The 14,920-nt window shown below is 36.9% G+C and carries 12 protein-coding genes; 2 read left to right on the plus strand and 10 right to left on the minus strand.

Going from position 1 to position 14,920, the window contains the following annotated elements; all coding sequences use genetic code 11:
* Positions 1-45: 45 nt before the first annotated feature.
* From fsa to G4D61_RS00325, 3 genes are all read right to left on the minus strand, one after another.
* Positions 46-690: a fructose-6-phosphate aldolase gene (fsa, locus tag G4D61_RS00315; protein ID WP_025727632.1), complete on the minus strand. Its 645-nt coding sequence runs from the start codon at positions 688-690 to the stop codon at positions 46-48.
* Positions 691-1,001: 311 nt separating this feature from the next.
* Positions 1,002-1,859 carry a class II fructose-bisphosphate aldolase gene (locus G4D61_RS00320; protein ID WP_025727631.1) on the minus strand — a complete coding sequence of 286 codons (858 nt, stop codon included), beginning with the start codon at positions 1,857-1,859 and terminating at the stop codon, positions 1,002-1,004.
* Positions 1,860-2,060: 201 nt separating this feature from the next.
* Entirely contained in the window at positions 2,061-2,435 is a 375-nt protein-coding gene (locus tag G4D61_RS00325; protein ID WP_025727630.1) for a response regulator, read from the minus strand.
* A gap of 263 nt (positions 2,436-2,698) precedes the next feature.
* On the opposite strand from G4D61_RS00325, the gene G4D61_RS00330 reads away from it, so the two are divergent.
* Both G4D61_RS00330 and G4D61_RS00335 read left to right on the plus strand, forming a co-directional pair.
* Positions 2,699-3,220 (plus strand): DUF2529 domain-containing protein, encoded by a 522-nt coding sequence (locus G4D61_RS00330; protein WP_035352666.1) that lies wholly within the window; start codon positions 2,699-2,701, stop codon positions 3,218-3,220.
* A gap of 258 nt (positions 3,221-3,478) precedes the next feature.
* Positions 3,479-4,738 carry a glycosyl hydrolase family 18 protein gene (locus G4D61_RS00335; RefSeq protein ID WP_163172978.1) on the plus strand — a complete coding sequence of 420 codons (1,260 nt, stop codon included), beginning with the start codon at positions 3,479-3,481 and terminating at the stop codon, positions 4,736-4,738.
* A gap of 55 nt (positions 4,739-4,793) precedes the next feature.
* Here G4D61_RS00335 and pyrG read toward each other — a convergent pair whose 3' ends face one another.
* The 7 genes from pyrG to G4D61_RS00370 all read right to left on the minus strand — a co-directional run bounded on the left by pyrG (position 4,794) and on the right by G4D61_RS00370 (position 14,693).
* On the minus strand, positions 4,794-6,395 hold the full coding sequence (gene pyrG, locus G4D61_RS00340) for a CTP synthase (protein WP_025727627.1): 1,602 nt from the start codon (positions 6,393-6,395) through the stop codon (positions 4,794-4,796).
* Positions 6,396-6,638: 243 nt separating this feature from the next.
* A complete protein-coding gene (rpoE, locus tag G4D61_RS00345) occupies positions 6,639-7,205 on the minus strand; it encodes a DNA-directed RNA polymerase subunit delta (RefSeq protein WP_163173069.1) in 567 nt (188 codons plus the stop codon).
* Positions 7,206-7,930: 725 nt separating this feature from the next.
* Positions 7,931-9,070 carry an acyl-CoA dehydrogenase gene (locus G4D61_RS00350; protein WP_035352669.1) on the minus strand — a complete coding sequence of 380 codons (1,140 nt, stop codon included), beginning with the start codon at positions 9,068-9,070 and terminating at the stop codon, positions 7,931-7,933.
* Positions 9,071-9,097: 27 nt separating this feature from the next.
* Complete coding sequence (locus G4D61_RS00355) at positions 9,098-10,216, minus strand: acyl-CoA dehydrogenase family protein (RefSeq protein ID WP_163172980.1); 1,119 nt, start codon at positions 10,214-10,216, stop codon at positions 9,098-9,100.
* Positions 10,217-10,239: 23 nt separating this feature from the next.
* The gene (locus G4D61_RS00360; protein WP_025727624.1) at positions 10,240-11,091 is read right to left on the minus strand and encodes a 3-hydroxybutyryl-CoA dehydrogenase; all 852 of its coding nucleotides are present in this window, start codon (positions 11,089-11,091) and stop codon (positions 10,240-10,242) included.
* A gap of 10 nt (positions 11,092-11,101) precedes the next feature.
* Positions 11,102-12,280, minus strand: a complete 1,179-nt coding sequence (locus G4D61_RS00365) for an acetyl-CoA C-acetyltransferase (RefSeq protein WP_163172982.1) — start codon at positions 12,278-12,280, stop codon at positions 11,102-11,104.
* Positions 12,281-12,587: 307 nt separating this feature from the next.
* Positions 12,588-14,693 carry a 4Fe-4S dicluster domain-containing protein gene (locus G4D61_RS00370; RefSeq protein WP_163172984.1) on the minus strand — a complete coding sequence of 702 codons (2,106 nt, stop codon included), beginning with the start codon at positions 14,691-14,693 and terminating at the stop codon, positions 12,588-12,590.
* Between the last annotated feature and the right edge of the window lie 227 nt (positions 14,694-14,920).

Consider the following 14,920-nt stretch of genomic DNA (forward strand, 5'->3'; position numbering starts at 1 on the left):
GTTTTAGCCACAAATTGGATTTAATCGCAATCAAACTTAAGGAGATTATTGTTGTCTACCTTCCCAATCCTTCAAAAATTGAGCAATCCCTTTGTCTGTCAGTGGATGTTGAAATAATTGCTGGATTACTTTGTAAGGAACAGTTGCAATATGTGCCCCTGCTAATGCAGCTTGTGTAACGTGTTGTGGATGGCGAATCGAAGCTGCAATGATTTCTGTTTCAATTTGATGAATCGAAAAAATTTCAGCAATTTCAGAGATAAGATGAATACCATCAGTACCAATATCGTCTAAACGTCCTAAAAACGGTGATACATATGAAGCTCCTGCTCTAGCAGCAAGCAATGCTTGATTTGCACTAAAAATGAGGGTTACATTTGTTTTTATTCCTTCTTTTGAAAAGATATTTACTGCTTTTAATCCATCAGGCGTCATCGGTACTTTAATTGTTATATTTGGAGCAATTTTGGCAAGTTCTCTTCCTTCACTAACCATGCCATCTACTTCTGTTGAGATAACTTCAGCACTGACAGACCCAGGAATAATATTCGTAATCTCTTTAAGGCGATCATGGAAAGAAACATTCTCTTTAGCAACTAGTGAAGGATTTGTTGTAACTCCCGATAAAATTCCTAATGCATTCGCTTCTTTAATTTCTTCAAAGTTTGCAGTATCAATAAAAAATTTCATGTGTATTCCCTCTCCTTAAGTATCTAGTATATGTATCTGTTTCCCTATCAAATATATCACGATATTTAAATAAATGCGAAAAAAGGATATTTTTCAAAAATAGAAAACGATATCTTATATTATTAGACATCTCCACCAGCATTTCCTTCTCATAAAGGGACTTTTAAAAGAACAAAAAGAATACAATTGTTTAACATACGACTGAGGTGACTTCAGTATGAAACATGTCCATAGTAAATGCTTTATAATCGATAAAGCAGCAAAAAGCCCAAAGCAGTTGCTTTGGACTTTTCAAATATAAAGATAATATATTAAGCTTTTTGTGTTGAACCGAATTCTTTGATTTTGCCAATAACAGTTTCTTTAATTGTTTCGCGAGCAGGTCCTAAGTATTTACGTGGATCGTATACATCAGGATTTGCAGCTAATACTTCACGAACTGTTTTAGCAGAAGCAATTTGGTTTTCAGTGTTAACGTTGATTTTAGCAGTTCCTAAAGAAATCGCTTTTTTAATGTCTTCAGTTGGGATACCAGTACCACCGTGAAGTACTAAAGGCATTCCTGTAATAGCGCTGATTTCTTCCATTTCTTTAAAACCAAGATTTGGTTCACCGTGGTAAGGACCATGTACAGAACCAAGTGCAGGAGCTAATGCATCAATTTTTGTAGCGTCAACAAGTTTTTTACATTCTTGTGGATCAGCATAAATGATACCTTCTCCTACAACATCGTCTTCTTGTCCACCAACAGTACCTAATTCAGCTTCAACAGAAACTCCTTTTGAATGTGCATATTCAACAACTTTTGAAGTAATTTCAACATTTTCTTCAAAAGGATGGTGAGAAGCATCGATCATAACAGAAGTGAAACCTGCATCAATCGCTTTTTTACAGCTTTCGAAGCTTGAACCATGATCCAAATGTATAGCAACTGGAACAGTAATATTATAATCTTCCATTAATCCTTCAACCATTTTTACAACAGTTTTAAATCCACCAATATAACGTCCAGCACCTTCAGAAACACCAAGAATAACAGGTGATTGTTCTTCTTGAGCAGCTTGTAGGATAGCTTGAGTGTATTCAAGGTTGTTGATGTTGAATTGACCTACTGCGTATTTACCTTCTTTTGCTTTGTTTAGCATATCAGTCATAGAAACTAAAGGCATTGTTGTTTTTCCTCCTTAATCATGAGCCAAAAAAATTGTTACAAAGAGAGCTCTATTTATATAATAAACAATCTTCTTGACTTCATACAAGTTTAATTACATGATTACCCTCATTTATGATAACAAACAAAGCAACTTTTTACCAATGAACATTATGCGTCTAAAAAAAGAAATAAAATTTTCAAAATTTGCAAATTATTATTAATCCGCTTTCATTAGAAGGCTTTCCTTCACAGCTTTACGAATATCATCAATATCAAAAGGTTTGGCAAAATGGGTAAGGGCGCCCAATTTTTTCGTTTCTTCAATCATATCTAATTCACCGTACGCTGTCATAATGATGACTCGAATATCAGAATGAATCTTTTTCATTCGTTTTAAAATTTCAATACCGTCCATACCTGGGATTTTCATATCGAGCAGTACAAGATCAAACGTATATTTCTTTACCAATTCTAAAGCTTGCACTCCATTAGCTGCCTGAAATGTTTCATAACCTTCTTTTTGTAGAACTTCTGTTAGCAAAATACGAATACCAAACTGATCATCAACAATAAGAATTTTTTCTTTACTCATGTTTTTCCCCCACTTTTTACATATAACCCTAAATTATGTATATTAAAAACAATATGTAATCTCTTCATTTAGTATGTTTATAAGACTTCTATTATGATCACAATTTTTCCTGCTTTTTTACGAGGAATTTGAAATGTGTAGATTCAGCCTAGCTTCATATATAATATTACTATATTGTCGTATATATAGATTGTTATCATTATAAAATTTACTGTTTAAAATGCCAATTGTTTTTTATAGCTATAAAAAAAGGAGTTTGAATGATGCTAAAAATGTTTTCAACACAACTGACAGGCCTTTTCAATCGAATCAATGAAAAAGAAGCATTTTCTATAGAAGATGGTGCTCGTTTATTAGCCCAAGCTACCGTTGGAGAGGGAACAATTTATATAAAAGGGTTTAAAGAGATGCAGGCCGTCACCGCTTTAGCCTTTGAAGGTCCAGAGCCATTAGCTGGCAGTAAAATACTCGATCAGCAAGATGAACTATTAGAAACAGATCGGGCACTTATTATCACGCGCTTTTCAAATGACCCAGAAGCAATTTTACTAGCCAAAAAGCTAGTTGAACAAGGAACTCCTTTCGTCGCCATCTCTGGGAAAGTACAAACTGATGAAGAAGATCTATCATCACTTGCAGACGTACATATCCATTCAGGTGTATTGAAGGGATTAATCCCCGGAGAGGATTTTGAACGTGTAGGATTTGCCTCATCAATGGCGGCGACATATATTTATTACGGATTAAAATTTACAATTGACGAGATCCTTGCAGATTACCGTTAATATCCATAAGGCTATTCGATTAAACCTTCTGAATCGAATAGCCTTACTATTATTTTATATAAATATCATTAATACTAAATCAATCCCTTTATGTCATGTTGCCCCTATTCGTTACATAAATGTCCTCTTAAAGATTCCTGTTGTTTCCTCATATATTTACCATCCTTCCCGTAATGAATACTTACAAAGTATTAGCATATACATGATCTAAGTGTCTGTTATCAATGTTTAAAAGAAATGTTAAAGGGAGTGCTAAATTTGTTTATTTATACGGTCCAACCTGGTGATTCCCTTTACCGCATTGGGCAAAAATACAGAATTTCGATTGACCAACTCCGACTTGTTAATGGTTTAAACGAAACGAATATAGTTCCCGGACAAGCGATTTTAATCCCGCTGGTGAACTACACTGTTCAACCCGGTGACAGTTTATTTACGATTGCAAATATGGCTAACGTGTCAGTGCAAAACTTACAGGCGGCAAATCCAGCTATTAAAGAAAACCTTCTGCAGCCCGGGACAACTCTCCGTATCCCTAATATTTCAAACTATAATGCCACTTCACTAGGCTACTACACATTAAGAAGCCCTGAACTCGATCAAGCATTAATCCAAGATTTTTCCCCTTATATTACTTATGTTGCTCTTTTTGAATATCATATGACTAGCAATGGGGAACTAAATGCTGTGAATGATTTACCTGCTATTGAAGCTGCTTGGCGTAGTAGAGTTGCCCCTCTTGTTACAATTACTAATTTAACAGAAACAGGCTTTAGTTCAGAACTAACAAATAAAGTATTAAACAATCCGATAGTAAGAAATCGTCTTATTAATAACATTGTTCATCTCGTTTCATCGAGAGGATATATCGGTGTAAATATTGATTTGGAGGGTAATTTGACTAAAGATCGCGACATCTTTTCAGGTTTTCTAAGGAGTCTGCGTGATCGTTTAAAACCTAGAGGATACCGACTAACAATTGCTGTTCCTCCAAAAACAAATGAAAATGTGCCATGGCTAAGAGGGTACGATTACGGTGCTATTGGTTCCGTTGTAGATTTCATGTTTATTATGGCGTATGACTTCCATCATAGTACGAGTGAGCCTGGACCTGTTGCCCCATTAAACGATGTAAAGAATACCGTTCAATTTGCGCTGAGCCGTGTGTCACGGAAAAAAATTATACTTGGACTCCCTCTTTACGGTTATAATTGGACACTTCCTTATCAATCTAATGCCGTTTACCCTGGTATTTCAAATCAGGACGCTATACAACTTGCAATGAGATATCAAGTTCCTATCCAATACTCAAAAACGTTTGAATCCCCATTTTTCCGCTATGTAGATGAACAAGGGGCACAGCATGTCGTATGGTTTGAAGATTCGCGGAGCATCAGTAAAAAATTACAACTGATTCAACAGTATAGGCTTGAAGGTGTCGGGGCATGGCAGCTTACTCTCGGGTTTTCACAAGGACCTTGGCTGTTAACAAACTATTTTCATATTAAAAAAACGTAAAAGCAACAAAAAAGGAACTTCCGCCAATAAAACGGAAGCTCCTTTTGCTGTTTAATTAATTACTTGTTTTAATTGTGGCTTCAATAAACCCTTGGAACAACGGTTGTGGACGTGTAGGTCTTGATGTGAATTCAGGATGGAACTGTGATGCTACAAACCAAGGATGGTCTTTCAATTCAATAATTTCAATTAAACGACCATCTGGGCTTGTACCAGAAAATACAAAGCCTGCATGTTCCATTTCTTCACGGTATTGATTGTTAAATTCATAACGATGACGATGACGCTCATAAATAATTTCATCTTGATAAGCATCATATGCTTTAGAATCTTTGGAAATTCTGCATGGATATAATCCAAGTCTTAACGTACCACCTAAGTCCTCGATTTCTTTTTGTTCAGGTAATAAATCAATAATTGGATATTTTGTATCTGGATTAATTTCCGCCGAATGGGCACCTTTTAAACCAAGAACATTGCGGGCATATTCAATTGAAGCCAATTGCATACCTAAGCAAATACCAAGGAATGGCACTTTATTTTCACGTGCATATTGAATTGCTAAAATCTTCCCTTCTACCCCGCGATCACCAAAACCGCCTGGAACTAAAATTCCATCAGCATCTTTTAGTAAATCTTTTACATTCTCTTCATTGACATGTTCAGCATTAATCCAATCTATATCAATGTCAGCATCAAAATGATAGCCGGCATGTTTTAATGCTTCTACTACAGAAAGATATGCATCTTGCAATTCAACATATTTTCCAACAAGAGCAATTTTCACTTTTTTAGATAAGTGACGGACAACATCGACCAATTGTTTCCATTCTGACATATCGGCTTCAGGACATTGTAATTTCAAATGGTCACATACAAGCTGATCTAATTTCTGTTCTTGGAGGGCAAGTGGAATAGCATATAATGTATCAGCATCAGCACATTCAATAACTTCATTAGAATTTATATCGCAAAATAATGCAATTTTATCTTTCATATCCTGAGAAATTGGCATTTCAGTACGAACAACAATGACATTCGGCTGAATTCCTAAACTGCGCAACTCTTTAACACTATGCTGTGTTGGTTTAGTTTTCATTTCTCCTGACGCTTTTAAATATGGGATTAACGTACAATGGATGTACATAACATTGTCCACGCCAACATCTTTTTTAATTTGACGGATTGCTTCTAAAAATGGCAATGATTCAATGTCCCCTACAGTTCCGCCAATTTCAGTAATTACAACATCTGCATTCGTAACTTTGCCAGCACGAAACACTCGTTCTTTAATTTCGTTTGTAATATGGGGGATAACTTGAACTGTTCCACCAAGATATTCTCCGCGGCGTTCTTTACGCAATACCTCTGAGTATACTTTTCCCGTTGTCACACTGCTATGTTTTGATAAGTTAATATCAATAAAACGTTCATAGTGACCTAAATCTAAATCCGTTTCAGCACCATCATCTGTTACGAATACTTCACCATGTTGATATGGGCTCATTGTTCCTGGGTCAACATTTATATATGGGTCAAATTTTTGAATTGTAATAGTTAATCCTCGGTTTTTCAATAAACGTCCTAATGATGCAGCAGTTATTCCTTTTCCGAGTGAAGAAACGACTCCACCCGTAACAAAAATATATTTCGTCACCTATTGGTCCCTCCTGTTATTTTACACTAGTGTTTACTATCTAAATAAAGATCATTCATTTATGATCTTGGATTCCAAACTCTTAGATGCTAAATAATCCAAAGAAAAACACCTAACATCTTATAAAAACAAAAAGCCCCTCTTACAAAATAAATTTGTAAGGGGAGCATTTATTACTATATTCCGTCCTTTTTAAAGGAGCCCAAATAACATACTACATGTGTCGATGTTAGAAGTCAAGACTTAATCCTTGTCCCTTTCTTCGAGATTTGCATCTGCCTCTTCTTCTTCATCATCTTCATCAGAAAGATCGTATTCGTCTTCCGCAATTAAGTCATCATCTTCGAAGTCTTCATCTTCATCGATATCATCAAAATCTTCATCTTCGATATCATCTTCATCTTCGTCGATAAAATCATCATCTTCGTCTATTTCATCAATTTCATCAAAATCTAAATCTTCTTCAAAATCATCATCAAAGTCATCATCTTCATCAACAACTTTTACCTTTTTCTTCTTCACTTTTGTCGTATGGGTAACTTCTTCATCAATTTGATCAACTGGGTACCAAGTTCGTAATCCCCACATATTATCGCCTAAATTAAGAAAGCTTCCATCCACATTCATGTCTGTATAAAATTGAACCATCTTTTTGCGTTTCTCTTCTTCAGATAGGTCCAGAAGATTACTAATTTCATTTACTAAATCGTGAAAGTCCATCGTTTGTTTTTTTTCTTCTAATAGTTCTTGAGCAAGCTCAATAAAAGACATTTCACTTAATTCTTCTTTTGATAATTGTTTTAAACTCAACGCTCGCACTTCCTTTCTGATATTAAACCCTGCATAGAAAACTAAATGGCGATCATCGTTTCTCGCCACCTTTAAAATCCTTACATAAAATTATAGAAACATATTAAAATGAGGCCAAAAACATATTTACCATTATAAACAAAATAAGGACATTTATGCTAGACCAGTTACTCTTTCTTTTTGTTTGCCATTTTCACCTTTATTTTTTTCCTTCGAATTCGGAATTTATGAGGGACCATGATCCGATAGGAGATATAAAATAACCAAAAAGAAAGAATAATTAAAGGGATGGCACCGAGATCTTTATTATATAAAAAGTAGCCAACATAACTGTATACCAGAAGACCGGTGCATATAAGTATTACTTTTATGAACGACAATCATTCCACATCCCTAAATTAAATATGTGATGCCATAGCCATTTTTCATCACCACATAATATTCCCTTTTGAATACATAACAATTTCCATGTTCATTTTACAACTATCCCATACTTTCGTACAATATATTCTTTCCAAACTTTACGTAAATTTTAAGTGTAGAATTGATATTTATACGTTAAACGAAAAAAAGATGTTAAAAAGAAACATCATTTCCAAACAAAATATGTATACAAAGGTCATCATCAATTCAATATACTAACTCATAAAGTACAACTCGTATATTGCCTAGATGATAGACCTGCAAAAACTCATTCTGTTACCTTTTATCGTAGATAAATGCTTTTATTTTGCCAATGCCCTTGCAATGACCATCCTTTGAATCTCCTGTGTACCTTCATAAATTTGTGTGATTTTCGCATCCCGCATAAAGCGTTCAACAGGATAATCTTTCGTATAACCATACCCGCCAAAAATCTGAACTGCTTCCGTTGTAACCTTCATCGCTGCATCCCCTGCAAATAATTTCGACATTGCTGATTCTTTACTATATGGAAGTCCGTTCGATTCAAGCCAAGCAGCTTGATATGTTAATAATCGTGCTGCTTCAACTAATGTGGCCATATCTGCTAATTTAAATGAGATACCTTGATTCGCGATAATCGGTTTTCCAAATTGATGACGTTCTTTTGCATATGCAGTAGCAGCATCTAATGCACCTTGAGCAATTCCAACTGCTTGGGCCGCAATTCCGTTACGACCGCCATCAAGTGTCATCATAGCAATTTTAAAACCTTCCCCTTCATTTCCTAATATATTTTCTTTTGGAATTTTACATTGATCAAAAATAATTTCAGTAGTTGGCGAGGAACGAATGCCCATCTTCTTTTCTTTCTTTCCTATTAAAAAACCCGGAAAGTCTTTTTCAACAATAAAGGCAGTTGTCCCTTTATGTTTATTTGCTGGATCTGTTAAGGCAAATACGACATAAATGTCTGCCTCTCCACCGTTTGTAATAAAGATTTTTGATCCATTTAAAATATAGTAATCTCCTTCAAGACGTGCCGTTGTTTTCATTGCGCCGGCATCCGAACCTGATCCTGATTCAGTAAGGCCATATGCACCCAATTTTTCCCCTTTTGCAAGTGGTGTTAAATATTTACGCTTTTGTTCTTCACTTCCAAATTTAAATAGCGGCCAGCTTGCTAATGATGTATGTGCTGACAGTGTAACACCCGTGGAAGCACAAAATCGTGACAATTCTTCTACTGCAATACAGTATGCAAGAAAATCGCTCCCAATACCGCCGTACATTTCTGGCCAAGGAATTCCTGTTAACCCTAATTCAGCCATATGTTCAAAAATGCTGCGGTCAAACTTTTCCTCTTCATCTCGCTTACTAGCCGTCGGGGCAATTTCAGCCTCAGCAAAATCATGTACCATTTTTCTAATCATTTCATGTTCTTCACTCAAATGAAAATCCATATCTATCCCCCTAATCGATTTATTAACTTACAATTGCTTACTAATGACTATTTTTTGTATTTCACTTGTTCCTTCGTAAATTTGTGTAATTTTGGCATCGCGAAAATAACGCTCAGCGCCGGATTCCTCAGTATAACCATACTCTCCCAACAGTTCAACCACATCACTGGCAACATCGACTGCTGTTTGTGAAGCAAATAACTTCGCCATCGCTGCCTCCTGCCTACAACTTAATCCCCTTTTTCGCATATCACTTGCTCTATAGACTAATAATTTCGCTGCTTCAATTTTCGTTGCCATTTCTGCAAGCGTAAAATAAGTGTTTTGCAGATTTGATGTTGATTTGGCAACGGAATGCTGTTGATTGACATATTGCAGTGCAGCTGCAAATGCACCTTCTGCGATCCCTAAAGCTTGAGCGGCTATGCCGATGCGCCCGGCCTCTAAATTAGCCATTGCAATACTGAATCCTTCACCTTCCTCGCCTAAACGATTTTCACTTGGTATTTTCATATGATCAAACATTAATTGAACCGTCCTTGAGCCATGCAGCCCCATCTTTTTTTCATCTTTTCCAAAGATTAATCCCGGCGTCCCCTTCTCAACAATGAAAGCAGTTATCCCTCTATCAGCTAATGTGGCAAAAGCAATATACGTATCAGCTTCACCACCATTTGTCACAAACATTTTTGAACCATTTAAAATATAATGTTCTCCATCTTTTGTAGCCTTCGTCCTTATATGTCTTGCATCCGATCCTGCGTTTTCTTCAGTTAAACAAAAAGCACCTAAATATTTCCCACTTGCAAGCTTCGGTAAATATTTATCTTTCTGTTTTTCCGTTCCAAAATACAAAATTGGGTTTGTACCAACAGATGAGTGAACAGATAGAATGACACCTAATGCGGGGCTTATTTTTGATATTTCATGAACCATCATTATATATGACGTAAAATCTAACCCTTGACCGCCGTATTTCTTCGGAACAGTCAATCCCATAAATCCGCATTTCCCCATCTTTTTCAAAATATCGCTCGGAAACCATCCCGTTTCCATCTTCCAAACTTGTGGGGTGATTTCGTTCATAGCAAAATCCTGAACCTTCTTTTTCAGCAAGACTTCTTCTTTTGTGAATTGTAGGTTCATCGCTGCCTCCCATTGTTGCTCATTTATTCATAACAGTAAAAACCTCTTCCTGTTTTTTTACCAAGCCGACCTGCATGAACGTATTGTTTAAGAAGCGGGCACGGTCTATATTTATCATCACCAAAACCTTCATGGAGTGTTTCCATGATATATAAACATGTATCAAGCCCGATAAAATCGGCTAATGTTAATGGTCCCATCGGGTGATTCATTCCTAATGTCATGACACGATCAATTGCTTCCTTTGAAGCAATTCCTTCATAGAGAGCAAAAATCGCTTCATTAATCATTGTCATCAATATTCGATTCGATATAAATCCTGGGAAATCTTTTACTTCCACTGGCGTTTTACCAATTTCCTGTACAACTTCCATCGACGTTCGGTAAACAAAATCACTTGTTTCAAGGCCGCGAATCATTTCCACTAACTTCATAACTGGGACAGGATTCATAAAATGCATCCCAATTACTTGCTCAGGCCGCTTCGTAACTGCAGCCATTTCAGTAATAGATAATGATGAAGTATTTGAGGCCAATATAGCATCTTTTACAGCATATTGGTCAATTCTCTTAAAAATATCTTTCTTTATTTCCATATTTTCAGTTGCGGCTTCGATCACAAGATCGGCTTGTTCAACATCCTCGACATGAATCGAAGGTACAAAATTTAATAGAATAGATGCCGCTTGTTCTTTCGTTAATTTATTTTTGTCCACTTGATGAAATAAGCGAACTTTAATACGTTCAATACTTTTTTCTACAAGCTCTTGTTTTATATCATTGATTAGCACTTTATATCCTGCTTGGGCAAAAACTTGAGCGATTCCAGATCCCATCTGTCCCGCTCCTATTACCATTACAGATTTAATCGTCATCAAATTCCTCCTATTCCACTTCAATCATAATTGCATCACCTTGGCCACCACCTGAACAAATTGCAGCGATTCCAAGTCCACCACCACGACGTTTTAATTCATAAGCAAGTGTTAAAATAATTCTCGATCCACTCGCGCCGATCGGATGTCCAAGCGCAACTGCTCCTCCGTTCACATTAACTCTCTCGACATCTAGACTAGAAAGTATATTACTTACTAATGCCACTGCTGCAAAAGCTTCGTTAATTTCAAATAAGTCAATATCAGCAGCAGTTTTTCCAGTTTCCTTTAGCAGTCTATTAATCACAAGTCCTGGCGTCTGCGGAAAATCCTTTGCTTGTACTGCGATAGCAGTATGAGCAACAACTGTCGCTAATGGTTTTTTTCCTTCTTTTCGCGCACATTCTTCGCTCATTAAAACAAGTGCCGCAGCGCCATCATTTACCCCCGGGGCATTTCCTGCTGTAATAGTTCCATCGCTCTCAAAAACAGGTCGTAATTTTTTTAATGCTTCAATGTTCGTATCATTCCGTGGTGGTTCATCTCGATCAACAATGATTGGATCACCTTTCCTGCTCGGGACTTTAACCGGAACAATTTCCTCTGCAAATTTCCCTGTTTCTATGGCTTTAACCGCTCTTTGATGACTTCTTAACGCCCACTCATCCTGCGATTGCCTTGTAACCTTATATTCTTTTGCAGTTTCATTACCGTACGTACCCATATGCACACCTGAAAATGCACAAGTCAGCCCATCATGTATCATCATATCTTTTAATAAACCGTCTCCCATTTTTAATCCGGTCCGCGCTTTTGGTACTATATATGGAGCATTTGACATTGACTCCATTCCTCCAGCGACGATTATTTTAGCATCACCTGAGCGAATAATTTGATCTGCCATAGTTACACTTCTCATACCAGAAGCACAAACTTTATTAATCGTCTCTGTCTTCACATCCCACGGAATACCCGCTTCTCTTGCTGCTTGCCGCGACGGCAATTGACCTTGTCCACCTTGTAGTACATTTCCAATGATTACTTCGTCCACGTTCTCAGGATGGACACCAGCACGTTGCAAAGCCTCTTTAATTGCGACACCGCCTAGCTGTCCTGCTGTTAATGTACTTAAACTTCCACCGAATTTACCAAACGGGGTCCGGGCACCATCCACAATGACTGTTCTCATTTTCAAGCTCTCCCTTCACAAAAGTAAGCGATTCCATTTTTGTAGACTCTTTTTTAAAAAATTGTTGTTTTTAAAGCAATACCATTTACTTGACTGATCCATTACGAGGATGATTGGAGCGGAAATTGCGAAACCCCTGCGAGAATAGCTGGATAGACGGAACAATATAGGAGTATACACAGAGGATGCGCAACATCTTGAAACAAAAACCAACTCCTTTTTAATAAAAAAATATAAAAATAGGTCCGTTCTTAATCTAGATTACAATTTATATAGAGCAGACCCATTGTTCATAAAAACAAGCGTTTTAAGCAATCCCTTCCTCCCCGCATACTGCTTTTTCTAAAATTTCAGCTACATCATACGTTTTAACTTGGTCTTCAACTTCTTTTGCCTTCGTTCCGTCTGACAGCATCGTCAAACAATATGGACAGCCAGAACTAATGATGGTTGGATTCACAGCAAGTGCTTGCTCCGTTCGGGCAATATTGATTCGATTTCCTGTATCCTCTTCCATCCACATTAATCCGCCGCCCGCTCCACAGCACATTGCGGACTCGCGATTGCGCTTCATTTCTACCAGTTTCACACCTGGAATTGCCTTTAATATTTCCCGAGGAGGGTCATAAACGTTATTATATCTTCCTAGATAACAAGAATCATGGAAAGTAATCGTCTCATTTACAGCATATTTAGGCTGCAAGCGTCCTTCTTTTAATAGCTGGTATAACACTTCTGTATGATGATAAACTTCACCCTCAAAACCAAAATCGGGATACTCCTTTTTAAAACTATTGTATGCATGGGGATCAATTGTTACGATTTTTTTTACCGCAGATTTCTCAAACTCTGCGATGTTTTGGGATGCAAGTTCCTGAAATAAAAATTCATTTCCTAGTCTACGGGCTGTATCCCCGGAATTTTTCTCTTTATTGCCCAAAATTGCGAATGTAACCCCTGCCTCATTTAATAATTTTGCAAAAGACAAGGCAATTTTTTGACTGCGATTATCATAGGACCCCATTGATCCTACCCAAAATAAATATTCGAATGATTCATCAGCCTTTTTCATTTCTTTGACAGTTGGAGCTTTCACATCATCACGTACATCACGCCATTGTTCCCGCTCTTTTCTGTTCAATCCCCAAGGATTTCCTTGACGTTCTATATTTTGCATTGCCCTTTGTGCATCAGCATTCATCTTTCCTTCGGTCAAGACGAGATAACGCCTAAGGTCGATAATTTTTTCAACATGTTCATTCATAACGGGACATTGATCTTCACAATTTCTGCAAGTCGTACATGCCCAAATTTCTTCCTCTGTAATGACATCACCAATTAAGCTAGGTTGATATGATAAAGCTGCTGCAGCTTCATCGTGACCTTTATTCGCACTTGCTAACGCTAACTGGTTTCCTTTTGTCTTAGAAAAGGCAATAGCCGGGACCCACGGTTGTTTAGATGTTACCGCAGCACCATAATTTGTTAAATGGTCCCGCAGCTTGATCATTAAATCCATCGGAGATAATAACTTTCCTGTTCCCGTTGCTGGACACATATTCGTACATCGTCCACATTCTACACATGCATATAAGTCGACGAGTTGTAATTGTGTAAAATCATCTATTTTTCCAACACCGAAGCTTTCTTGTGTCTCATCTTCAAAATCAATTGCTTTAAGTTTTCCAACGCCATCTAAACGATTTAAATAAACATTTGCTGGCCCTGCAATTAAATGGGCATGCTTTGATTGCGGGACATAGACGAGAAATGATAACAGAAATATTAAATGAAGCCACCAAGCAATATAAAATAAAACTGCTGCAGCTGCAGGACCCATCCAACCAAAAGTTAAGCTTAATGCTGATGCGATTGGCTCTGTCCACGATGATTCTTCTTGATGCCAAATAAGGTCCATCCCACTTCCGGCAAGGACAGAGACCATTAGTCCTCCTATAAAAATTAACACAAGCCCAGCTTTAAATCCCCTTTTTAAACGTACGAGTTTTTCAATATAGCGACGATAAAACGCCCAACACACTGCCACTAAAATCATAACTGTTACAAGTTCTTGAAAAAAAGTAAATCCGGCATAGAGCGTTCCCAATGGCAAATGTGATCCAGGAGCTAATCCTTTCCAAATAAAATTAATTGCACCAAATTGCACCAGTATAAAGCCATAAAACATCATAACGTGAATTGCACCGCTTTTTTTATCTTTTAATAATTTCTTTTGGCCAAAAACAAGAGTCCATATTTTTCCTAAGCGTTCTCTAACCCGATGATCAAATTCAGTTTTTTTTCCTAGTTTGATATATTGGATTCTTGTTTTGACAACATAAACAAACAAGGAGACTGCGTAAACGGTTACAATAAGAAACGCAATCCAATTCACCAAAAGTAATATATGCATCTGATACACTCCCCTCATTCATATAAATATTCCGACTATTGCTTATGTATTATTATATAATGAATGAGCATTCAGTCAATATTTTTCTTCCATCTTCTTTTACATGTATCTTATTACCTATTATTTGTTCAAAACAAAGGCTGTTTCGCACTCTTCCTTCTATTTATCAAAAGGGATAGTTCATTTTCGCTTTCTGCGGGAAGTTAGTGGCGCACAAATAAAAAGAT

This window comes from Heyndrickxia ginsengihumi (assembly GCF_011008565.1).
Lineage (GTDB): Bacteria > Bacillota > Bacilli > Bacillales > Bacillaceae_C > Weizmannia > Weizmannia ginsengihumi.